This is a genomic window from Isoptericola maris, assembly GCF_048065335.1.
Classification (GTDB): domain Bacteria; phylum Actinomycetota; class Actinomycetes; order Actinomycetales; family Cellulomonadaceae; genus Isoptericola; species Isoptericola rhizosphaerae.
This window is the reverse complement of record NZ_JBLUNY010000012.1, coordinates 1-22,253: the sequence shown is the minus strand read 5'-3', so window position 1 is coordinate 22,253 and position 22,253 is coordinate 1. Positions and strand designations below refer to the sequence as shown.

The following is a 22,253-nucleotide window of genomic DNA, read 5'->3' as shown; positions in this document are numbered from 1 at the left end:
ACGCCGTGCCGACGACGACGGCCGCAGCCGTGCTGCCGAGAGAACAGGAAACCCGATGAGCACCATGACCCCCGAGCAGGCTGCCTGGTTCGCCCAGACGTTCGACCGCATCGTCGCCAACGTCGGGCAGGCCGTCCTCGGCAAGGACGACCAGATCCGCCTGGCGCTGACCTGCATGCTGGCCGACGGCCACCTGCTGCTGGAGGACGCCCCGGGCACCGGCAAGACGATGCTGGCGCGCGCCATGGCGGCGAGCGTCCAGGGCACCAACCACCGCATCCAGTTCACGCCCGACCTGCTGCCCTCCGACGTCACGGGCGTGACGATCTACGACCAGAAGTCGGGCACCTTCGACTTCCACCGCGGACCGATCTTCGCCAACATCGTGCTGGCCGACGAGATCAACCGCGCCTCGCCCAAGACCCAGTCGGCGCTGCTCGAGGTGATGGAGGAGGGACAGGTCACCGTCGACGGCGTCGGGCACGACGTCGGCTCGCCGTTCATGGTGATCGCCACGCAGAACCCGATCGAGCAGGCGGGCACCTACCGGCTGCCCGAGGCACAGCTCGACCGGTTCCTCATGAAGACGTCGATCGGCTACCCGGACCTCACATCCACCGTCGAGATCCTCGCGGGCTCCTCGGTGCGTGACCGCAGCGCTGCGCTGCAGCCGGTGATCACCGGTCAGGCCGTCGTGGACATGAGCGCGCTCGCCGCGTCCGCCCACGTCGATCCCGCGGTGCTGGAGTACGTCTCGCGGCTCGCCGAGGAGTCCCGCGAGGCCGCGGACGTGCACGTGGGCGTCTCCGTGCGCGGTGCGCTCGCCCTCGTGCGCTGCGCCAAGGTGTGGGCGTCCGCCCACGGGCGCAACTACGTGCTGCCCGACGACATCAAGGAGCTGCTGCGGCCGGTGTGGGGCCACCGGATGGTCCTCGACCCCGAGGCCGAGTTCGCCGGCGCCACGGCGGAGTCCGTCGTCACCCGCCTGCTGGCCGACGTCGCCGCCCCGCAGGAGCGCCGGACCGCCTGACGGCAGGCCCCGCACCGAACCCCGACCCGCCTTCTCCTCCCGGAGCCACCATGACCAGCACCACGACCGCCGAGCCGGAGGTCGCCGCCGCGTCACCCGACGCCTCCCCGGACGCCGTCGACCCCGGTGCTGCCGACGTCGCGACGCCGGCAGGGCGGCGCAGGCGCCGCTCCTGGTGGCCGGCGCTGCGCGCGCACGCCGCCTCGGCGGGCCGTGCGATCGGTGCCGGGTCGGCGCAGGTCTGGACCCGGAGCGCTCCCGTGCTGGGTGTCGTCTCACCGCTCGGCTGGTGCGTGCTGGTGCTCACCGTCGCCTCGTGGTGGGCTGGTGTCGCGCTGCGGTGGCAGGAGACGGCGATCATCGCCGTCACCGTGACGGTGGCCCTGGTGGGCGCCGTGGTCTTCGTGCTCGGCCGCCTGCGGTACGACGTCACGCTGGACGTGGCCTCGCGCCGCGTCGTCGTCGGCGACCGCGCGGTCGGCCGGCTGGTCGTGCGCAACGGGTCCGCGCGGCCCATGCTGCCGGCCGTCATGGAGCTGCAGGTGGGGCGGGGCGTCGCGACGTTCCCGGTGCCGCGGCTGCGGGCGCAGGCGGAGCACGAGGAGATCTTCGCCGTCCCCACGCAGCGGCGCGCCGTCATCCCGCTGGGTCCGGTGCGCTCGGTGCGCGCCGACCCGCTGGGGCTGCTGCGCCGCGAGCTGGTGTGGACCGAGCCGGAGGAGCTGTTCGTCCACCCGCGCACGCTGCCGCTCTCCGGCTCGTCGACGGGGCTGCTGCACGACCTCGAGGGCCGGGTGACCCCCGACATCTCCGACTCGGACATCTCGTTCCACGCCCTGCGCGACTACGTCCCCGGCGACGACCGCCGGCACATCCACTGGAAGTCGACGGCGCGCACCGGCCAGCTCATGGTGCGCCAGTTCGAGGAGACCCGCCGGTCCCGCCTCGCCGTCATCCTGTCCACGCGCGCCGAGGACTACGCCGATCCCGACGAGTTCGAGCTCGCGGTCTCGGTGTGCGGCTCCCTCGGCCTGCAGGCCATCCGGGAGGACGGCGGTCTCACGGTGCTCGTCCAGCGCGGCCGGGTGCGCGGCGACCACCGCACCCGGCTGCTCGACGACCTGACCCGACTGGAGCTCGCCGCGGGCCGCACCAGCCTCGCCGAGGTCGCGCGGGTCGCGTCGAGGACCTCGATGGACGCCTCCGTCGTCGCTGTCGTCGTGGGCAGCACGGTGACCTCCACGGACCTGCGTGCGGCGGCCGTGCGGCTGCCGGTGGACGCCCGCCTGGTCGCGCTGCGGTGCGCGCCCGGCAGCGGCGTGAGCCGCGGGCGCGTCGCCGACATGCAGGTGCTGACCCTCGGCGAGCTCGCCGACCTCCCCCTCGCACTGCGGAGGATGCATGACTGACGAGCGAACAGGTCTCGCCGAGGGCACCGGCAGCACGGGAGGCACGTCGCGCACGCAGGCGCGTGCGGCGACCACGCGAGCCCGCGGCCGGGACAGCACGCGACCGCGGGCCCTGACGGCGGCGGGCGCGGTCGACGGCGTCGCGCTGGCGGCGATGCTCGCGGTCGTCGCCCTCGGCTTCGGGCCGGCCTGGGGGACCGACGGGTATCTCCTGCCCGCGCTCGGCGGTGCCGGCGTCGGGCTGCTCGTAGCGTGGGTCGCCGCGTGGCAGCGCTGGCCGGTCCTCCTGACGGCGCTCGCCACCGTGCTCGCCTACTTCCTGCTGGGTGGGGCGCTCGCCCTCCCGGGGACCGCGCTGGGCGGTGTCGTGCCGACACCCGCCACCTGGCAGGAGCTGGCGCTCGGTGCCGTGCAGGGGTGGAAGGAGTTCATCACCTCCGTCCCGCCGCTGTCGTCGTTCCCCGAGCTCGCCGTCGTGCCGTTCCTCCTCCTGCTGCTCGCCGGGGTGCTGTCCGGCACGATCGCGTGGCGGGCCACGCGAGCGGCGTGGGCGATGCTCCCCGTCGTCGTGGCGCTGGCCGGTGTCGCGCTGCTCGGCACCGTCCTGCCCGCGCTGCCCGTGCTGCAGGGGCTCGTGGTCGCTGTCCTCGGCCTGCTGTGGGCCTCGTGGCGCGCCGCCGAGAGCCGGATGGGGGCCAACCGGTTGCTCTCCGAGGCGAGCCGCGGCGCCACCCGGCGCCTGCGTGCCCAACGGCTGCGCGGTGGAGCGGCCATCCTCGCGCTGGGCGGCGTCGCGGCGGTGCTCGTCGCGCCGCAGCTCTCCGCCGGCGAGCGGGTGGTCCTGCGCGAGATCATCACGCCGCCGCTCGACCTGCACGAGTACACGAGCCCGCTGGTGGGCTTCCGCAGCTACACCAAGGACCTGACGGATACCACCCTGTTCACGGTGGAGGGGATGCCGGAGGGCAGCCGGGTGCGGCTCGCCACCCTCGACACCTACGCCGGGACCGTGTACGACGTCTCGAGCGGGGGCGAGACCGGCGTGTTCAGCCGCGCCGGAGAGGTGATCGACACCGTCGCGAGCGGCGAACGCGTGTCGGTCGACGTCACGGTCACGGGCTACTCGGGTGTCTGGCTGCCGGACCTGGGCGAGCTGTCCGGCATCGAGTTCGCCGGGGACCGGGCGGAGGAGCTGTCGGCCTCGACGTACTACAACAGCACCTCCGGCACCGCGATCGTCACCGCCGGCCTGCGCCCGGGCGACTCGTACCGGCTCGACACGGTGGTCGACGAGGTGCCCGCGGAGGAGACTCTCGCCGAGACACCGATCCTGGAGGTCGATCTGCCCGACCCGAAGGACGTCGCGGACGCCGTGCCGGCGAAGGCGCAGCAGTTCGCCGCCGACGCGACCGACCCGTTCGAACGCCTGACGAACATCCGCGACGCTCTCGTCGCGACCGGCGTCTACTCCCACGGGCTGGAGAACCAGCCCGCCTCTCGCCCCGGTCACTCGGCGGCACGCCTCGACGAGCTGCTCGCCAAGGACGAGATGGTCGGCGACGACGAGCAGTTCGCCACGGCGCTCGCCCTCATGGCCCGCAGCACCGGCATCCCGGCGCGCGTGGTGATGGGCTTCTACCCGGACGAGAAGACGTGGACGCCGGGGACGCCGTACGCCGTGACCGGTGCGGACGTGCACGCCTGGGTGGAGGTGCCGTTCGAGGGGCACGGCTGGGTCCCGTTCGACGTCGTGCCCGACGAGGACAACAAGGTCGAGCCGCTGCCGCGCTCCCGCCAGGTTCCCAAGCCGCCGGTCCTCGAGGACCCTCAGTCTCCGGAGGAGCCGCCGGAGGCCGACCCGGGCGACGTCGAGGACGAGGACCGCGACGAGGACGACGCCGAGGGCGTGGACTGGCGCCGGATCGCCACCGTCGTCGTGACCGTGGGCATCCCGCTCGCGGTCCTGGTGCTGCCGCTGCTGCTCGTGCTGGCCTTCAAGGCGCGCCGCCGGGGTCGACGCCGGTCGGCACCCGTGCTCGTCGACCGGGTCAGCGGTGGCTGGCGTGAGGTCCTCGACACCGCGACGGACCTCGGCGCGGGAGTGCCTCCCGCAGCGACACGTCGCGAGGGTGCGCGGCTGCTCGCCGAGCACGCACCGTCCGGTGCGGCAGCGACCACAGTGCTCGCCCGCCGCGCCGACCACGTCGTCTTCGGCGCGGAGACACCGACGGTCGCGGAGGTCGACCAGTACTGGACGGACGTCGACGGGGTGCTGCACGAGCTGCACCGCTCGGTCCCGTGGCGCCGTCGGGTCGCCGCGCGGTTCTCGCTGCGGTCGGTGCGGGGTGTCGGGGCGCCTCCCGTGCGCACCGTGGTGCTCCGCGGCCTCACGGCCGGTCCGCGGGCGCTCGCCCGGACCGCCGCGGCCCGCGTCCAGGCCGTGCGTGGCAGGATGGCCCGCGCGCGACGGCAGAAGGCACGGGCGCAGCAGCGGGAGGAACGATGACGACGACGTGCACCGCCTGCGGGGCGGGTGAGCAGAGTGGTGCGTTCTGCACGGTGTGCGGGACGCCGACGGTAGCGACGCCGCACCGGCAGCCGGGCGCCATCAGCCCGCGCCTCGAGGGGACGACGGAGCCGGAGCTGCGGGAGAGCACGCGCCACGGCGCGGCCGGGATGCTGCGCGCGGCGTCCGGCGCACGGGCCGAGCCGCCGCTGGCCGGTACGGGCCGGCGGGCGGGCGCCTACGTGCTCGACCTGGCGGCCGTCTCGCTCGTGGCCGGGGCGGGAGGCCTCGTCGCGGCGCTGGCCACCGGCGTCCCCGACCGCTACGCCGCCGTGGGGGACACCACGACGGAGCTGGGCGTCCAGGCGGCGACGAGCGAGCTCATGGCCGCCCTCGGTGTGGTCTACGGGGTGGTCGGCCTGATCGGTCTCCTGGGGTGGCTCGGTCTCGCGCTGGCCGACGGCCTCAGCGGCCGGACCCTCGGCAACGCCGTGCTGGGCATCCGTACCATGGCGCTCGACGGCGAGGGCACGATCGGTGCGGGCCGTGGCCTGCTGCGCTGGCTCGTCCTGGCGCTCTGCGGTGTGCTGCCCCTGATCGGCACCGTGCTGGTGCTCGTCTCGCCGACCTTCGACGCGACCGGCCGGCGGCAGGGCTGGCACGACAAGGCTTCGCGCGCGCTGGTCCGGGACGTCCGGGGCGTCCCGCCGCGCAGCTTCGCCCCGGCGACGTCGCTCCCCGTACCAGAGGGTTCGGCGGCGTCGGCGGCCCCGACGGGGGGCCTGCCCGTCGAGCCGGCGGGCCCGGTCGCACCGCAGGGTCCGGCCACCGCGGGCGGGACGGACCCCTGGTCCTTCCCTGCGGCAGGGCAGCGAACGCCCTCGGGCGGAGTCATCACGGGGGTCCCCGGGGTGTCCCCGGCCCTGCCGGAACAGGATGCCGCGACCCAGGGGCGCCCGGGCCCGGGGAGCCCGGCGGTGCCGGTTCGCGAGACCCCGCCGACGGTGCCGGCACCCCAGAGCCCGGCCGAGGCCGGGAACGCGGACGCGGTGGGCAGGGTGCCAGCCGCGCTCGAGGACGACCTCGAGGCGACCCGGTTCAGCGTCTCGTCGCGCCGCAGCGAGGGGGCGGCGACGGCGGTGCCGTCGCGCATCGTCGTGGAGGTCGAGCCGGACCGGCGCGTGCACGTCACGACGCGCACGCTGGTGGGCCGCAACCCCCAGCAGGACGCCGGTGCCGCGGCCACCCTGCTGCGGGTGGAGGACCTCACGCGGTCCGTGTCCAAGACCCACCTGGAGCTGCTCCCGACGCCGGACGGGCTGCAGGTCACCGACCTGGGGAGCACCAACGGCAGCGCGGCCGTCGCCCCGAGCGGGTCCGTGCGGGAGCTCCGCGCAGGTGAACCCGTGACCGTCACGGCAGGGTGGGTCGTCCAGCTCGGCGAACGCCGTCTGACGGTGATCGGCTCGGACGGCGGGGCATGAGCGACCCGACGAGCATCGGCCTGCTCTGGGGAGCCGCCACGCACCGCGGCGCTCGGCGCCGGCTCAACGAGGACTCGTACCTCGCGGGCGGTTCGGTGTTCTTCGTGGCCGACGGGATGGGCGGCCACGAAGCGGGCGAGGTGGCGAGCGAGGCGGCCGTCGAGGCGTTGCGGCCGCTGGTTGGTGCCGAGGTCGTCGGGGTCGACCAGGTGCGCTGCCGGGTGCGGAGGGCGCACGACGCCGTCTGCGGCATCGAGACGGCGACCGGTCGGGGCGCGGGGACGACGCTGACGGGTGTCGCCCTCACCGCGCAGGGCGGCGAGCCCTACTGGTTGGTCGTGAACGTCGGCGACTCGCGGACCTACCGCCTGGCCGACGGCGACCTGGAACAGGTCAGCGTGGACCACTCGGAGGTCCAGGAGCTGGTGGACGCGGGCAGCATCACCCGCGACCAGGCGCTGACCCACCCGCGCCGTCACGTCGTCACTCGCGCGCTGGGGGCACCCGAGATCCCCGAGGCGGACTTCTGGTTCCTGCCGGTCCACGCCGGGGACCGGCTGCTGGTGTGCTCCGACGGACTGACGGGCGAGGTCCCGGACGCGCGGATCTCCCTGATCCTCCTCGCCGAGGCCGACCCGCAGGCGGCGGCGGACCGGCTCGTCCAAGAGGCGTTGGACGCGGGCGGCCGCGATAACATCACGGTCGTCGTGGTCGATGCCAACGGGCTGACGGAGGCTCTCGAGAGCACGGCCCCGCGGGACGGGCACGCGGACCATCAGGACGAGGAGGACACGGTGCCCCGGCGGTCGCCGTGGAGAGGGGCGCTGACGTGACGGCACGCTACGTGATCGGTCCGGCCTACGCCGTCGTGCGTGGCGGCACCGTGGTGGTGCTGCCCGAGAAGGTGACGCCGGAGCTGGTGGCCGAGCTCTGGGGCGTCCTGGAGAACGGTGGCGGTGTGGTGCGGGTCCTCGAGGTGCTCACCGGCGCCTTCGGGGCGAGCCTGGCCTCGTTGCCGCCCTTCGCGCTCGCCGTGGTGGACGATCGGCGGGTGCAGGTCGCGGCGCGCGGAGCCGCCTCGGTGACGGTCGCTCGGACGGACGGGCGCGAGCAGGTCTCCGGGGACGGCGTGACCACGTGGGCCGAGCGGACGTTCGACGACGTCGTCGACCTGGCGGTCCAGGTCGGGACCACCGAGCCGGACGCCGATCTCGTGGACGTCCGGGCGCTGCCCCTCACCTCCGGGGTGGTCCTCGTGACGTCGGTGGGCGTGCGGCTCACGGAGGACGCCGTGGCAGCCTCGGCCCCGCGTCGGGCGGAGCCAGCGCCGGAACCGTGGGACGTCGACGACGACGTCGTCCCGCACCGGTCCACGACGCCCGAGCCCGGGGACGCGGAGGCCTCGCCGGCGCACCGTGCGGTGGTCGACGAGCCGGACGGGTCGTCGTCGGCGGACTCGAGCGCGCCGGACGTCCCGCGTGCCTCGGACGCCACGATCGTGCCCGAGGCGACCTTCGCTCCGGAGGCGACCTTCGCTCCCGGGCCCTCCGAGAGCTTTGAGGCGCCCGAAGCACCCGGCCCGGTGGACGCCCCGGCCGTGCCCGCGGGCCCGAGCGACTCCTCGGGTGCGGTCGAGCCTCCGGTGGAGGAGACGACGGGGTTCGACCACCTGTGGGGTGCCACGCTCATGCAGGGGGTCGAGGCCGCTGCGGTCCGCCCCGCGGAGGACGAGGACGGCGAGGACGCCGAGCCCGCAGCGTCGGCCCAGCCTGCAGCGTCGGCCCGGCCGGGCGGCGCCGACCCGGGCGTCGCGTCGGACGGCGCCGTGCCCGACGCGCCTACTCCGGCCGCGGCACCCGGGCCGGACGTCGCGGCCGGCGTCGAGGACGAGATCGACGGCAGCACCGTGATGTCCTCGGCTATTGCCGACCTGCGGTCGGTCGCGGGAGTGACGCTCGCCGACACGGCGGACGAGAACCCGGTGGGTGAGCAGGCGGTCCCCGGTGCGCCGGAAGCCCCCGAGGCACCCGGACCGTCGTTCGCCTCGGCGCCCCTGCCCGGTCGGCCCGCCATCCTGGCCCGGACCTGTGGTGCGGGCCACCCCAACCCGCCGCAGCGGGACCACTGCGCGACGTGCGGCCAGCCGCTCGTCGGCGAGGCGCAGCAGGTGCCCCGGCCGTCCCTCGGAGTCATGGCCGTCTCCGACGGGCCGCGGGTCACGCTGGACCGACCGGTCGTCGTGGGACGCCGGCCACGCTCACCGCGCGCCGCGGGCGACGACCTGCCCCGACTCGTCACCGTCCCCAGCCCGGAGCAGGACATCTCACGCTCCCACGTCGAGGTGCGGCTCGAGGGCTGGCACGTGCTCGTCAGCGACATGAGCACCACGAACGGGACCACGCTCCTGCGCGCCGGGCAGCCGCCGCTGCGCCTGCACCCCGGCGAGCCCGTGCTCGTCGTCGCGAGCGACGTCGTCGACCTCGGTGACGGCGTCACGCTGACGTTCGAAGGGATCCTCTGAGTGAGCAGCAAGCGCCCGCCCTCCCCGCCTCCCGAGATCGACGGCTTCGACTACGTCTCGCTCATCGGGTCCGGCGGGTTCTCCGACGTCTTCCTCTACCAGCAGCGGCGACCACGCCGCCGGGTGGCGATGAAGGTGCTCCTGCACGAGTGGACCGGCGAGGGGCAGCGGGAGGCCTTCGACGCCGAGGCCGACCTCATGGCGACGCTCTCGACGCACCCGTCCATCGTCACGATGTACGAGGCCGACGTCGCCGCGGACGGCCGGCCCTTCCTCGCCCTGGAGTACTGCTCGCGCCCGAACCTGGGTGCGCGCTACCGCAGCGAGCGGCTCAGCGTCCCGGACGTGCTGCGCATCGCGGTGCAGATCGCGGGCGCGGTGGAGACGGCGCACCGCGCCGGCATCCTGCACCGTGACATCAAGCCGGCGAACATCCTCGTGACCGAGTACGGGCACCCGGCGCTGACGGACTTCGGCATCTCCTCGACGCTGGACGACGCCGGCCGGGCCGAGGGGATGTCCATCCCGTGGTCCCCACCGGAGTCGTTCGCCGACCCGCCCGGCACCGGTGTCGGCACGGACGTCTGGGGGCTCGCGGCGACGACCTACTCGTTGCTGGCGTCCCGGACCCCGTTCGAGGTGCCTGGCGGACCCAACTCGAGCGCAGACCTCGTGGCCCGGATCGAGTCGGCTCCCGTACGCCCCACGGGGCGCTCGGACGTGCCCGCCTCGTTGGAGCGGGTGCTGGGGACCGCCATGGCGAAGAGCCCCGCGGCTCGGTACCCGACGGCGCTCGCGTTCGCCCGCGCCCTGCAGGCCGTCCAGACGGAGCTGGCCTTCGCCGTCACGCCGATCGACCTGCTCGACGACGACCGGGTCGTGCACGAGGACGACGGCCCGGACGACGGCGGCGCCAGCCCTGCCGACGAGGACGACGTCGGCACACGGCTGCGTGAGGTGGTCTCGGTCGATCCTCGGGGCCCGGCCGGTAGCGCGTCGTCGGCCGCTTCCGTCGCCTCGGCGGCGTCCCCGGCAACGCCCGGGAGCGCCGCGTCGCCGCCCGGATATCGCGCGGCGTCCGGTGCCCCCGGGCTCGCCGACGACCTCGGCGACACCGTCCACCGGTCCGTGGCGGCACCGGCATCCCCCGCGACGTCGCCCGAGGAGCCCGCCGCGCCGGAGGGGCGTCCCGCCGGGCGGCCGGGGGTCGTCGCGGCCCTGGTGGTTGCGGGTGTCGTGGCCGTCGCCGCCGTGGTCGCCGTCGTCGTCGCCCTCCGACCGGACGCACCCGTCGACGAGGGCACGCCGCCCGACCCCGCCGTGACCGAGGCGGTCGACGAGCCGGGCGGCCCGGCCGACAACCTGGGCGGGCTCGTGCCCGGCGTCACCGAGCTGGAGGGCACGGTGGAGGGTGACGAGGTCCTCTTCACGTGGACCAACCCCGAGCCGCAGGACGGCGACGTCTACGGCTGGCGCGTGCCCGAGATCGGTGCGGAGACCCGGTACCAGCCGACCGAGGAGACCGAGGTCCGCGTGCCGCGCGCCGAGGGCGGCCAGACGTGCGTCGAGGTCGTCATCAACCGGTCGGGCGCCATGTCGGTGCAGTCGCAGCTGGAGTGCGTCGATGACTGAGCTCGCCGTGGAGTTCGCGGGGGAGTGGTTCCGCCCGGACCCGGACAAGGTGTTCGAGATCGGCCGCGAGGGAGACCTCGAGCTGGACGACAACCCCTACCTGCACCGCCGCTTCCTGCAGATCACCCGGAGCGGTGGACTGTGGTGGCTCGGGAACGTCGGCGGACGTCTGGCGGTGACGGTGTGCGACGCGGCCGGCGGCGTGCAGTCGTGGCTGTCGCCGGGCAACTCCCTGCCGATCGTCTTCCCGTCCACCTCCATCGTCTTCACGGCGGGGCCCACCACCTACGAGCTGCTGGCTCGTCTGGAGCCGGCGCCGTACGCCGAGATCCGCACCGAGGAGCCGGACGGTGGTGCCACCACCATCGGCCTGATCCCGTTCACCACGAGCCAGCGCCAGCTCGTCGTCGCGCTGTGCGAGCCGATGCTGCGCCGGGACGGCACGGGCGTGTCGGAGATCCCGTCGTCCGCGGACGCCGCGGCCCGGCTCGGCTGGACCACGACGCGGTTCAACCGCAAGCTCGACAACGTGTGCGAGAAGCTCGACCGGATCGGGGTCAAGGGGCTGCGCGGACGCCCGGGGAGCGGGCTCGCGACGAACCGGCGCGCACGGCTGGTCGAGTACGCGGTGGCCTCGCGGCTCGTGAGCGCCGAGGACCTGCCGCTGCTGGACGTCGAGGAGGACGCCGAGTGACGAACCGTCCCGCCCGCCCCACGTGGTGGCAGCTCGCCGTCGTGGTGGCGGCGGCCGTCGCCGCGATCGTCTTCGTCGTCAGGGTCGCGACCGGTGTGCTCGCCGACGGGGCCGGCACCGGCGATCCCGCGGACTTCTACGGTGCCCTGGCCCGCGAGGCGACCGACGCGACCACCTGGACGGTGATGGTGGTCGGCGCCCTGGTCGCCGCCGTCGTGACGGCGGTGGCCACCCTGCTGACCCGGCGACGCTGACGCCCTGACCGAGACCAGAACCGAGGAGAACGATGCGCGTCAAGGTGACGCTCCGGCGCCCCGACACCACGCACGACGACGTGGTCATCACGGCCGACGCCGCCGCGACCATCGGCGAGGTGGCGTCGACCGTCGCGCGGGTCGACCCTGCGGGAGCGCGGGCCGTGCCCTCCGGCGGGGCCGGGGGCGCGGACGACCGGCCCCGGACCCTGGAGGCGCGGCTGCCCGGCCAGGAGAAGCCGGTGCGGTTGCCGGCGGACGCGGCACTGGGTGAGGCCTGGATCGGCTCGGGTGCGGAGGTCGCGGTCGTCGAGCTGGACCGGCCGGGCTTCGACTACCCGGGGTCGCACGACGTGCGCGCCACCCTGAGGTTCGCGGACGGCAGCAGCATCGACCTGCCCGAGGGCAGCTGGGTGCTGGGTCGGGCGGGGGACTGCGACGTCGTGCTGACCGACCCGCTGGTGTCCAAGCGGCACCTGCGCCTCGACGTCAGCGACGTCGTGGACGTCGTCGACCTCGGGTCGGCCAACGGCGTGCTCGTCGACGGCGACCACGTGCAGCGCCTGCGCGTCGAGGGCAGCCAGCGCGTCGTCGTGGGCGACACGACGATGACGATCGAGCGGCGCCAGCCGCGCACGCTGTCCGGGGTCGCGCCCAAGGCCGGACCGGTGCCCTTCACCCGCTCGCCGCGCGTCGAGGCACGGTACACGGGCGAGGAGTTCGAGTCGCCGGAGGTGCCGAAGGAGACCGAGCCGCGCGAGTTCCCCTGGATCGCGCTGCTCGCGCCGGTGCTCATGGGCGGGTTCATGATCGCGATGGGCCGCGGGCCCATGGGCTTCATGTTCATGGCGCTGTCGCCGATGCTGCTGATCGGCAACTACCTCACGCGGGGCCGGCAGGAGCGCAAGCGCCGGGAACGCGACATCGCGCGCTTCGAGGAACGGCTGGTCGGTCTGCGCGAGGCGCTGGCCGCCGAGGAGGAGACGGAGCGGTCCGTGCGGCTGCGCGAGGCCCCGGCGACGCCGCACGTCTACGCCGAGGCCATGCGGCACGGCCCGATGCTGTGGACCCGCAGGCCCGAGCACTGGAGCTTCCTCAACGTCCGGTTCGGCATCGGGACGATGCCGTCGCGCAACACGGTCAAGGAGGCGCCGAAGGGCGCGATGCTCAAGGAGTATCAGGACCGTCTCGACGCGGTGGTCGACCGCTACGAGAACGTCGCCGGCGTCCCGGTGGTGGAGAACCTGTACGACGCCGGGGCGCTCGGCTTCGCCGGTCCGCCCGCGCGGGTGGCCGGTAGCCTGAACGCGGCCTTGCTGCAGCTCACCGGACTGCACTCGCCGTCGGAGCTCGTCGTCACGGGCATGGTCAGCCCGGTGTGGACGCGGCCGCTGGAGTGGCTGACGTGGATCCCGCACACGTCGTCGCCGCACAGCCCGATCGAGGGCCACCACCTCGCCGACTCCGCCAGCGGTGCCGCGCGGCTCGTCGCCGAGCTGGAGGAGCTCGTCGCCACCCGGCTCAAGACGCAGCGGGGGCCGCAGCGCCGCGGCGCGATCGACGAGGACGACGCGGCACTCGAGCGCGGCGCGGAGGTCGGCGGCAAGAAGGCGGAGACCGGGACGAAGTCACCGGTCCCCGCGGTGGTCGTGGTGATCAGCGACGACATCGACGTCGAGCGCGCCCGGCTCGTGCAGCTCGCCGAGAACGGGCCGGACGCCGGCGTGTTCCCCCTGTGGATCTCCGTCGACGCCGCGACCATGCCGGCGGCGTGCCGCACGTTCGTCGACCTGGGCGAGCACGGTCCGCGCGTGGGCATGGTGCGCCTGGGCCGGTGGGTCGACGACGTGGAGCTGGAGGAGGTCGACCCCACCACCGCCCTCGACTACGGCAGGCGTCTGGCGCCCGTGTTCGACGCCGGCGCGATCGTGGACGACTCCTCCGACCTGCCCCGCTCGGTTACCATGCCCGGGCTTCTCGGGCACGACCTCTTCGAGGACCCCGGAGCAGTGATCGAGCGCTGGCGGCAGAACCTCTCCGTGTACGACCGCGCCCAGGCCGTTCCTCGCAAGCGGGCGGGCTCGCTGCGCGCGATCGTCGGTTCGGCCGGTCTCGACCCGCAGCACCTCGACCTGCGCACCCAGGGCCCGCACGCCCTGGTGGGCGGCACCACCGGCGCGGGCAAGTCGGAGTTCCTGCAGGCGTGGGTGCTCGCGATGGCCGCCGAGTACAGCCCGGACCGCGTCACGTTCCTCTTCGTCGACTACAAGGGCGGGTCGGCGTTCGCCGACTGCGTGCAGCTGCCGCACTGCGTCGGCCTGGTCACCGACCTCAGCCAGCACCTGGTGCTGCGCGCGCTGACGTCGTTGCGCGCCGAGCTGCACCACCGCGAGCACCTGTTCAACCGCAAGAAGGTCAAGGACCTGCTCGAGCTGGAGAAGCGGGGGGACCCGGACACCCCGCCGGCGCTCGTCATCGTCATCGACGAGTTCGCGGCGCTGGTGGGGGACGTGCCGGAGTTCGTCGACGGCGTCGTGGACGTCGCGCAGCGGGGGCGGTCGCTCGGCATCCACCTCATCATGGCCACCCAGCGGCCTGCGGGCGTCATCAAGGACAACCTGCGCGCCAACACGAACCTGCGGGTGGCGCTGCGGATGGCCGACGAGTCGGACTCGAGCGACGTCGTCGACATCAAGGACGCGGCGCACATCGATCCGGCGATCCCCGGTCGCGGCGTGGTCAAGACCGGCCCGGGCCGGCTGCAGGCCTTCCAGTCCGGCTATGCGGGCGCCTGGAGCACGCGTGAGCCGGAACGGGCGGCGATCGAGGTGGCCGGGCTGCACTTCGGGCGGGAGGAGAAGTGGGAGGAGCCCGTCGACCCGTCGGCGGTCGTGGACGACGACGTCGACCTCGGCCCCAACGACCAGCAGCGGCTCGTCGCGCAGATCACCGCGGCGTTCACCGCGGCGCGCCTGCCGGCCCCGCGCCGGCCGTGGCTGGACTCGATGGCCGACGCCTACGACCTCACGAGGCTCCACCAGCGCACCGACACCGAGCTGCTCGTCGGTGTCGCCGACATTCCGGAGCAGCAGGCGCAGCGCCCCGTCTACTTCGAGCCGGACTCCGACGGTCACCTCGGCGTGTACGGCACGGGCGGCGCCGGCAAGAGCACGGCCCTGCGCACGCTCGCCGCGGCCGCGGGCATCACGCCGCGCGGCGGCCCGGTCCACGTGTACGGGCTGGACTTCGCCGCCGGGGCGCTGCGGATGCTGTCGTCGCTGCCCCACGTGGGCGGGATCGCCAAGGGCGACGACATCGAGCGCGTGGTGGCCGTGATGCGGATGCTGCGCGGCGAGCTGCAGCGGCGCGGCGAGGAGTTCGCCGCGGTGTCGGCGTCGAGCATCACCGAGTACCGCCAGCTCACGGGGCGCTCCGACGTGCCCCGCATCCTGCTGCTGGTGGACGGGTTCCCGGGGTTCCGCGACGACTTCGAGGTCGGGGCGGGCCGCGCGGAGTGGTTCGACGTGTTCCGCGACATCCTCAACGACGGACGTGCGCTGGGCATGCACACGGTGTTCACCGCCGACCGCGCCGGCGCCGTCCCCACGTACGTGCGGTCCATGGTGCAGCGCAACCTGCTGCTGCGGATGACGGACGACGGGTACCTGGCGTTCAACGCGCCGCGCGACGTCATCACCTCGGACTCACCGAACGGGCGGGCTCTGCTCGACGGCCTCGAGGTGCAGGTCGCGGTCATCGGCGGCACGACGTCGGTCTCGGCGCAGGCCGCGGCCACGGAGAAGCTCGGCCGGTCCATGCTCGAGGCCGGGGTGCGGCCGGCACCGGCGGTGCGGGTGCTGCCCACCGAGTACCGCGCGGACGAGCTCCCGCCCCGCCTCGACGGGCAGCCGGTCCTGGGCCTGGACGGCATCACGCTCGGACCGGTGGGCTTCGACCCGACGGGCACGATGGTCGTGGCCGGGCCGCCCGGCTCGGGGCGCAGCAACGCGCTCGTCGCGATCGGGCGGTCCGTCCTGCGCGCCAACCCCGAGGCGCGGCTGTACCTGTTCGCGCAGGGGCGGTCGGCGATCGCGGACAAGCTGCCCTGGACCGAGGTGGCCACGGGGGCGGAGAAGGTCAAGGCGCTCGCCACGGTCCTCCTCGACGCGGTCCAGGACGACGACGTCGATCCCGGCATCGTCGTGCTCATCGAGGGCATCAACGAGTACCTGCAGTCCCCGGCGGACAAGCCGATCCAGGACCTCACGAAGGCGATGCGCAACAGCGACCACCTGCTGGTCGCCGAGGCGGAGACCGGCGGCTGGGGCGCCACCTGGCCGCTGCTCGGCGAGGTGAAGAACGGCCGCCGCGGACTCATCCTGCAGCCGGAGAACCTCGACGGCGACACGATCCTCAAGACGTCGCTGCCGCGCGCGGGCAAGGGTGAGTTCCCGCCTGGCCGCGGCGCGTGGATCGCCCGCGGGAAGCACACGCGGGTACAGCTGCCGCTGGTCCTGGACGATTGATCGCCCGGTCGATGGGGAGGACTCCCCATCGACCGCGACGGACCCGCTGGACTAGCGTGCTGCCCGGCGGTGATGGCGAGCTTGCGAGAACGAGGGAGAGACGTGGCCGGATACGACCTGTCGATCGACATGGAGGCGTTGCGCACGCTCGCGACCGACCTCAAGACGATCCAGGAGGAGTTCGAGGGGGCCGACGAACGGGCCGAGGACGCCGCAGACGCGACCGGGCACGACGAGCTGCGGGACAAGGTCAGCGACTTCGCGGACAAGTGGCGCATCAAGCGCGAGGAGATGACCGGCAACGTCGAGAAGCTGCAGGGCATCATCCAGCAGGTCGCGGACACGTTCTCCGAGATCGACACAGAGCTTGCCAAGGCGCTCGAAGACGCCGCGGAGAACGCGAAGTAGGAGGACGTCATGGGTGACACGCAGTGGCAGAAGCTCGACGGGAACGCCGAGCTGGTCCGCAGCAAGGGGCAGAAGTACCAGGAGATCGCGGACGCCATCGAGCGGGCGACCTCGACGCTGGAGTCGATCGTCGACGACGCGAGCACCACCGCGCAGTCGATGGACGAGACGAAGAAGCTTGCGTCGGACGTCAAGGAGGACATCTCCAAGGCAACGGAGCGGTACCGAGAGACGGGTGACGCCCTGGTGTCCTACGCGTCGTTCCTGGACGTCGCGATCTCCGACTCGGAGACCGCGGCGGCCCAGATCGCAACGATCGAGGACGACCTGGCGTCCGCGCGGGCGACGGCGAGCAACGCCCAGAGCGAGGTCGACGACCTGCCCAACGATTCTCAGCAGGGTGAGATCGACAGCGCGAACAGCGCACTGACGACCGCCAACGCGCGTGTCTCAAGCCTGGAAGGCAGCCTGAGCTACTGGCAGGGGCAGTGGAACGAGGCGAGAGAGTACAAGGACAGCGCGGCGCGGGGCGCGCGGGACAGGATCGACGAGGTAGTCACCGGCGACAAGGTGAACGGTCTCGAGGACGGGTTCTGGGACAAGGCCGGCGAGGTCTGGGACAACGTCTACAAGGTCGTCAAGGTCATCTGTGACATCGCCGGCATCCTCGCGATCTTCCTGTCCTGGGTACCGATCCTCGGGCAGATCCTCCTCGTGCTCGCGGCCGTCGGCGCGATCCTCGCCGTCGTCAACGCAGTGTTCAAGGCCGCGAGAGGACAAGGATCATGGTGGGGTGTCGTCGGCGCCGCCGGCCTCGCCGCGCTGTCGCTCTTCGGAGGCAAGGCGATCAGCGCCCTCGCGAAGTACTCCAAGGCGCGCATGGTCGTGCAGACGGCCTCGCGGATGTCGCCCAGGAATGCCAAGAACGTCTTCGGCGCGGCGACGCTCAAGAGCACACGGAAGGTCTTCGCGCAGACCAACGGGCAGCGCGTCACTGAGGTCCTCAAGTCGCCTTTCGTCCGTTCGGCTGCGGACAAGCAGGTCGCGGGCCTGTTCCGTGGAGGGAACATCGGGCAGGGGTTGAAGACCATGTTCCCCAACCCCTTCACGGCCTCGGGGATGCGGTCGATCTTCGGCAACGACGACGTCACCGACATGATGCAGGTGATGGGTCGGATGGACGCTCGGCTGCCCGGGTCCATCGGGACCATCCACATGGACAACATCAGCTCGGTGACCTCGTCGATCGCCGCGGTCGGGGGATTCGGTGTGACGGCCTTCAACGGTGTGCGCAACGGTGTCTCGTTCGCCAACGAGATGGGTGTCGGGGACTTCGGTAGCGCCGTCACTCCGGGCGTCAGCCTCGGCACGTCCGGCATGGGCGGTCCGTACGGCAAGCTCATCGGCGGTGGACTGAGCCTCGCCGGCGGCGTGCCCGATCCCGGCTGACGCCCCGGCCCGTGGACCGCTGCCAGCCCTAGGATGAGCCCGGTCAGCAGCCTCGAACCAAGGAGACCGACGTGACACGCAGGGTGGCCGGCTACGAGCTGAGCCTGGACGACGGATGGACGCTCGTGCCGCTCGGGCTGGACGACATCGACGGCTGGGCACGAGAGACCGCCGCCCGCCTCGTCCCGCCCGGTGCGGCGGACGCCGTGACGACTCTCTCGCAGGTCGTGCCCGGTTCGGACGAACCGACGCCGGCCGAGGCCGATCCGTCGGAGGCGCTCGCGGAGCGGATCGCCGACGTGGCGCGGTCGGCGACCGCCAGCGGGATCAGTGGTCTCGCGGTGGCGTTCCTGGTCCGGCAGCCGAAGCGGGGCGAGGTCGACGCCATGCTGACCGTCGTAGCGCAGGCCGGGCTCACCGTGGAGTCGTTCGCCGCGGACCTCGAGCGGTTGGTCGCCGACTCGCACGACCCGCCGTACATGTATGCCCAGGCGATCGACGCGGACGTGCCCGCGGGCTCTGTGCGCGGCGCGCACCTCATGATCGGTCATCTCGACGGCGACCTCGGCGACGGGGTCGCGCACCTGGAGGAACGTGTCGCGCTCGGCGTCTTCCCCCCGGGGAGCCCTGACATGCTCGAGGTGACCGTGATCGCGAACGGGGTCTCCGTGTTCGACGACATGGCGCAGGCGGTCGTCGACCTGCTCGATGGTCTGTCGGTGGAGCTGGAGGCGGCGTGACGCGCGAGGTGGGTTTCAGGGAGGGACGGATGCGGATCGTCCTTCCCGGGACGTGGTCGAACATCCCGTTGGACGACGAGGAGACCGCGGTCGCGCACGTGCGCCGGCTCGTGCGGCGCCAGGTGGGCAGGGCGGACCGGCTCGCCCGCGCCCGCCGGGAGGCGGCCCAGGAGGTGACGGAGAACGTGCGTGCCGCGATGGCGGCAGGTGTCCACACCTACCTGATGTCTCTGGAACTGCTGCCGGGTGTGCCGTTCCCGGCCGTCATCCTTGCCCGGGACGAGGAGTGGCCCGAGGCCTCCGCCGAGGCTCGTGACCGCGGCGACGTCGCGGAAGCCTTGAGTGCTGGCTTTCCGTCGGGCGAGGTCGCGCCGCAGCGCAACGGTCCCGTCGCACGTGTCGCGGAGATGACCCAGGGGCACACGGAGGAGGGTGACGTCGTCCTCACGATGCGACTCGAGTACCACATCCCGTACCCGGACGGTTCAAAGCTTCTCCTGGCGCGGGTGAACGTGCCGGGCATCCCGTCCGCAGAGCCGTTCGCCACGCTCTTCGACGAGATCCTCGATTCGCTGACGTTCATGGAGCCGGACGGCGAGGACGGGCGGGTGGCGGACCAGGCCCGACCGGAGCGGGCCGCACGGTGACAGGCGCGTCCGACGAGCACGGCGTCGCCGGTCCGCCGGTCCCTGGCCGGGCGGCGCGTGCCCTCAGGCCGATGGGCTACCTCGTGGTGGGCCTGGTATGGACGGTGCTCTCGCTCGTCGTCCTCGGGCTGGGCCCGGGCATCCTGGTGTATGTCGCCATGGACGGCACCATGGAGCTGGGTGGAGTGTGGGAGGGCATCGCGACCGACCCTTCCGAAGGCGTGGCGTTCGCTCTGGCGATCCCGCTGCTCGTGGTCCTCTGGGGGCCGGGCGTCCTCTGGTACCTGCCGGCGGTCAGCTGGCCACTGGCCGCCCTGTCCTTCGTCTACGTCGGCCGCTCGCTGCGTCCCGGACACGCCGGCGAACCGTTGTCCCGTACGCAGCGGGTAGGACGCGGGCGGACGATCGGTCTGCCCACGGTCGGTGGGGTGGCGCTGTCGCTCCAGCCGGTACGCGAGTCGAGGCTGACGCGCTTGCTGATGCGGTTCTACGTGTCTGGATGGCTTCCTGACGGGCGCATGTTTCTCGCGATGCTCCCAGCGGGTCTCGGCTGGTTCCTGGCCCTCGTCGGTCTCGCGCGCGACGTCCCCTCCGTGGCGAGCGTGGTGCTGCTCCTCGCCGCGGCGGGGCTCGCGCTGTGGAGCGTGGTGCTCGGGCGGCGAGCCTGGGTGCGCAGGTTCACCGGTGGCCCCGAGCCGACGACGGAGGGGGTCGCGACCATGAGTCCGAACCAGCGCAAGGCGCGACTCGCGGAGCTGACTGCGCGGCGCCAGGAGAGGCGGCGCAGCTCACGCGCAGGCTGACCGGCGGGTGGCTGGTCAGCCCTTCGGTCTGTCCGCGGACGCCGTCCGCAGCGCACCGATCCTCCGGACGGTCATGGCAGCGCCGACGGCGAAGACCGCCACGATGAGCACGATCAGCACCGGGACAGGTCCCAGCCCACCGAGGACCTCGAAGCCGGTGAGGGCGCCGATGCCCGCGAGGACGATGCAGATGAACGTCGCGATCATGACCGGCGTCTCGATCTTCTTCCGGCGGGTCGGCGGGGAGCCGTTCGTGCGAGTAGGCATCGGGTGTTCTCCTCGTTCCGCCCGACGGCGGGCGCAGTGGGTGGTGACGGCCGCAGGCTACGGGATTTTGCCGGCCGGCGCCGCCGTCGGAGCGCGGGAGCCCCATGGTCGCGATCATCTTCGTCCTCGCGAGCGTCGCGCTCGTCGCTCGGGCACCGCGAACAGACCCCGCTCCGGGGGGGAGAGGTCCCCATCGACCGCCGCCCATGGTGACGGCTAGGGTCGTCCTCGACGACGGGTGGCCGGCTAGAGGTCGGCCGGTGGAGCGAGACTGAGGAGATTTTCATGGCGAACATGAACGTCACGTACGACGAGCTGCGGTCTCAGGCTGGTCAGCTGCGCAGCGGTCAGCAGCAGTTGACCGAGGTGCTGCAGAACCTGCAGACGCAGGTGAGCAACCTGGTGTCGTCGGGCTTCGTGACCGACCAGGCGTCGGGGGCGTTCCAGACGTCCTACGAGGAGTTCACGACGGGCACGACGCAGGCCATTGAGGGTCTTGAGGGGATGGCGTCGTTCCTGGAGCAGGCGGCGCAGACGCTGTCGGACGCGGACGCGCAGCTGGCGCAGGGTATCCGCGGCTGACGTCGTCTCAGCGGTGCCCGGCCCTGCGGGGCTGGTGGTGTCGAGGGGTGGTCCGGTTCGTCCGGGCCGCCCCTCGACGTCTGCGGACGAGCAGCGAGCGGGCGGCCCGCCACCCGGACGTCGGTCCGCGGTAAGGTCCCGACGACATCCCAGAACCGAGAGGATCCTTCGCGTGAGCGCCAAGAACAAGCGCATCGCTTACACCGTCGCGCTGGTGGTGATCGGCGTCGTGTCGATCCTGCGACTGGTGCGCACACTCCAGGACGGCGACCCTGACGCCGCGGCGATCTGGATCGCGCTGCTGGTCGTCATGGCGATCGTCGTCATCACGGTCGCCGTGGTCACCCGGCGGGCTCGTTCCTGTGCTGAGAACGCAGCGTCCCGTCGACCGGGCGCGGTCGTGGTGCCGGGCTTCACGACGGCGGAGATGACGGAGATCGCCGCGAGCCTCGGGGCGTCACGCAAGGGATGGCTGCCGATGGGTGGCAGCGCGGTCGCCGTCGTGGCGGCACCTGATGCCTTCGAGATCTGGGGCCGCAAGGACACCGGGCCGCGGTGGACGGTGCGGCGCGGGCCTGAGGCGGTCGCCGCGGGCCGGGCGGTGTACGGCAACCGGGATGCCGCGGCCGTGTGGCTGCGGGACGGGACGGCGGCGGCGGCGTTCGTCCCCGCCTACCGTCCGCTGCGCGCGGCAGGCGGCATGGCGGGTCCTGACGTGGAACGCGCGGTCGCCGACCTGACGGGGGTGGCGGAACCGACCGTGCGGCCATGAGACGTCGATGCTCCATGGGGAGGAGTCCCCATCGACCGCCGCCCATGGTGACGGCTAGGGTCGTCCTCGACGGACGGATCGGCCAGTGCACGAGGGCCGGCCGAAGCGACGATCGAGGAGTTTTTCATGGCGAACATGAACGTCACGTACGACGAGCTGCGGTCTCAGGCTGGTCAGCTGCGCAGCGGTCAGCAGCAGTTGACCGAGGTGCTGCAGAACCTGCAGACGCAGGTGAGCAACCTGGTGTCGTCGGGCTTCGTGACCGACCAGGCGTCGGGGGCGTTCCAGACGTCCTACGAGGAGTTCACGACGGGCACGACGCAGGCCATTGAGGGTCTTGAGGGGATGGCGTCGTTCCTGGAGCAGGCGGCGCAGACGCTGTCGGACGCGGACGCGCAGCTGGCGCAGGGTATCCGCGGCTGACGTCGTCTCAGCGGTGCCCGGCCCTGCGGGGCTGGTGGTGTCGAGGGGTGGTCCGGTTCGTCCGGGCCGCCCCTCGACGTCTGCGGACGAGCAGCGAGCGGGCGGC

Annotated in this window: 19 protein-coding genes; 18 read left to right on the top strand and 1 reads right to left on the bottom strand. The window is 73.0% G+C overall.

From position 1 onward, the window contains the following. The first annotated feature begins 55 nt into the window (after positions 1-55). From ACH5HR_RS15315 to ACH5HR_RS15245, 15 genes are all read left to right on the top strand, one after another. Positions 56-1,030 (top strand): AAA family ATPase, encoded by a 975-nt coding sequence (locus ACH5HR_RS15315; RefSeq protein ID WP_416478666.1) that lies wholly within the window; start codon positions 56-58, stop codon positions 1,028-1,030. 50 nt (positions 1,031-1,080) lie between these two features. Then, entirely contained in the window at positions 1,081-2,439 is a 1,359-nt protein-coding gene (locus tag ACH5HR_RS15310) for a DUF58 domain-containing protein (protein WP_416478664.1), read from the top strand. After that, complete coding sequence (locus tag ACH5HR_RS15305) at positions 2,432-4,945, top strand: transglutaminaseTgpA domain-containing protein (protein WP_416478663.1); 2,514 nt, start codon at positions 2,432-2,434, stop codon at positions 4,943-4,945. The genes ACH5HR_RS15310 and ACH5HR_RS15305 overlap by 8 nt, the downstream gene beginning before the upstream one ends. Beyond that, positions 4,942-6,429, top strand: coding sequence for an RDD family protein (locus tag ACH5HR_RS15300; RefSeq protein ID WP_416478662.1), 1,488 nt, complete (start codon positions 4,942-4,944; stop codon positions 6,427-6,429). The genes ACH5HR_RS15305 and ACH5HR_RS15300 overlap by 4 nt, the downstream gene beginning before the upstream one ends. Further along, positions 6,426-7,262 carry a PP2C family protein-serine/threonine phosphatase gene (locus tag ACH5HR_RS15295; protein ID WP_416478661.1) on the top strand — a complete coding sequence of 279 codons (837 nt, stop codon included), beginning with the start codon at positions 6,426-6,428 and terminating at the stop codon, positions 7,260-7,262. Before ACH5HR_RS15300 ends, ACH5HR_RS15295 begins: the two co-directional genes overlap by 4 nt. Further along, positions 7,259-8,950 (top strand): hypothetical protein, encoded by a 1,692-nt coding sequence (locus ACH5HR_RS15290; protein WP_416478659.1) that lies wholly within the window; start codon positions 7,259-7,261, stop codon positions 8,948-8,950. Before ACH5HR_RS15295 ends, ACH5HR_RS15290 begins: the two co-directional genes overlap by 4 nt. After that, positions 8,951-10,582, top strand: coding sequence for a serine/threonine-protein kinase (locus ACH5HR_RS15285; RefSeq protein ID WP_416478658.1), 1,632 nt, complete (start codon positions 8,951-8,953; stop codon positions 10,580-10,582). Continuing rightward, entirely contained in the window at positions 10,575-11,276 is a 702-nt protein-coding gene (locus ACH5HR_RS15280; protein ID WP_416478657.1) for a hypothetical protein, read from the top strand. The genes ACH5HR_RS15285 and ACH5HR_RS15280 overlap by 8 nt, the downstream gene beginning before the upstream one ends. Beyond that, entirely contained in the window at positions 11,273-11,530 is a 258-nt protein-coding gene (locus ACH5HR_RS15275) for a hypothetical protein (RefSeq protein WP_416478656.1), read from the top strand. The genes ACH5HR_RS15280 and ACH5HR_RS15275 overlap by 4 nt, the downstream gene beginning before the upstream one ends. A 32-nt stretch (positions 11,531-11,562) precedes the next feature. Beyond that, positions 11,563-16,056 (top strand): type VII secretion EssC family protein, encoded by a 4,494-nt coding sequence (locus ACH5HR_RS15270; protein ID WP_416478655.1) that lies wholly within the window; start codon positions 11,563-11,565, stop codon positions 16,054-16,056. A gap of 102 nt (positions 16,057-16,158) precedes the next feature. Further along, a complete protein-coding gene (locus tag ACH5HR_RS15265) occupies positions 16,159-16,464 on the top strand; it encodes a DUF6317 family protein (protein ID WP_416478653.1) in 306 nt (101 codons plus the stop codon). Between the two features lie 9 nt (positions 16,465-16,473). Beyond that, entirely contained in the window at positions 16,474-17,913 is a 1,440-nt protein-coding gene (locus tag ACH5HR_RS15260) for a hypothetical protein (protein ID WP_416478652.1), read from the top strand. Between the two features lie 71 nt (positions 17,914-17,984). Continuing rightward, a complete protein-coding gene (locus ACH5HR_RS15255) occupies positions 17,985-18,653 on the top strand; it encodes a hypothetical protein (RefSeq protein WP_416478651.1) in 669 nt (222 codons plus the stop codon). A gap of 29 nt (positions 18,654-18,682) precedes the next feature. Further along, positions 18,683-19,300: a hypothetical protein gene (locus ACH5HR_RS15250; protein ID WP_416478650.1), complete on the top strand. Its 618-nt coding sequence runs from the start codon at positions 18,683-18,685 to the stop codon at positions 19,298-19,300. Continuing rightward, the gene (locus tag ACH5HR_RS15245; protein ID WP_416478648.1) at positions 19,297-20,103 is read left to right on the top strand and encodes a hypothetical protein; all 807 of its coding nucleotides are present in this window, start codon (positions 19,297-19,299) and stop codon (positions 20,101-20,103) included. Before ACH5HR_RS15250 ends, ACH5HR_RS15245 begins: the two co-directional genes overlap by 4 nt. A gap of 15 nt (positions 20,104-20,118) precedes the next feature. Here ACH5HR_RS15245 and ACH5HR_RS15240 read toward each other — a convergent pair whose 3' ends face one another. Beyond that, on the bottom strand, positions 20,119-20,370 hold the full coding sequence (locus ACH5HR_RS15240) for a hypothetical protein (protein WP_416478647.1): 252 nt from the start codon (positions 20,368-20,370) through the stop codon (positions 20,119-20,121). 285 nt (positions 20,371-20,655) lie between these two features. Here ACH5HR_RS15240 and ACH5HR_RS15235 point away from each other — a divergent pair, with 285 nt between their 5' ends. From ACH5HR_RS15235 to ACH5HR_RS15225, 3 genes are all read left to right on the top strand, one after another. Next, a complete protein-coding gene (locus ACH5HR_RS15235) occupies positions 20,656-20,952 on the top strand; it encodes a WXG100 family type VII secretion target (protein ID WP_416478643.1) in 297 nt (98 codons plus the stop codon). A 172-nt stretch (positions 20,953-21,124) separates the two neighbouring features. Next, the gene (locus tag ACH5HR_RS15230) at positions 21,125-21,724 is read left to right on the top strand and encodes a hypothetical protein (RefSeq protein ID WP_416478645.1); all 600 of its coding nucleotides are present in this window, start codon (positions 21,125-21,127) and stop codon (positions 21,722-21,724) included. Between the two features lie 126 nt (positions 21,725-21,850). Continuing rightward, the gene (locus ACH5HR_RS15225) at positions 21,851-22,147 is read left to right on the top strand and encodes a WXG100 family type VII secretion target (protein ID WP_416478643.1); all 297 of its coding nucleotides are present in this window, start codon (positions 21,851-21,853) and stop codon (positions 22,145-22,147) included. The last annotated feature ends 106 nt before the right edge of the window (positions 22,148-22,253 follow it).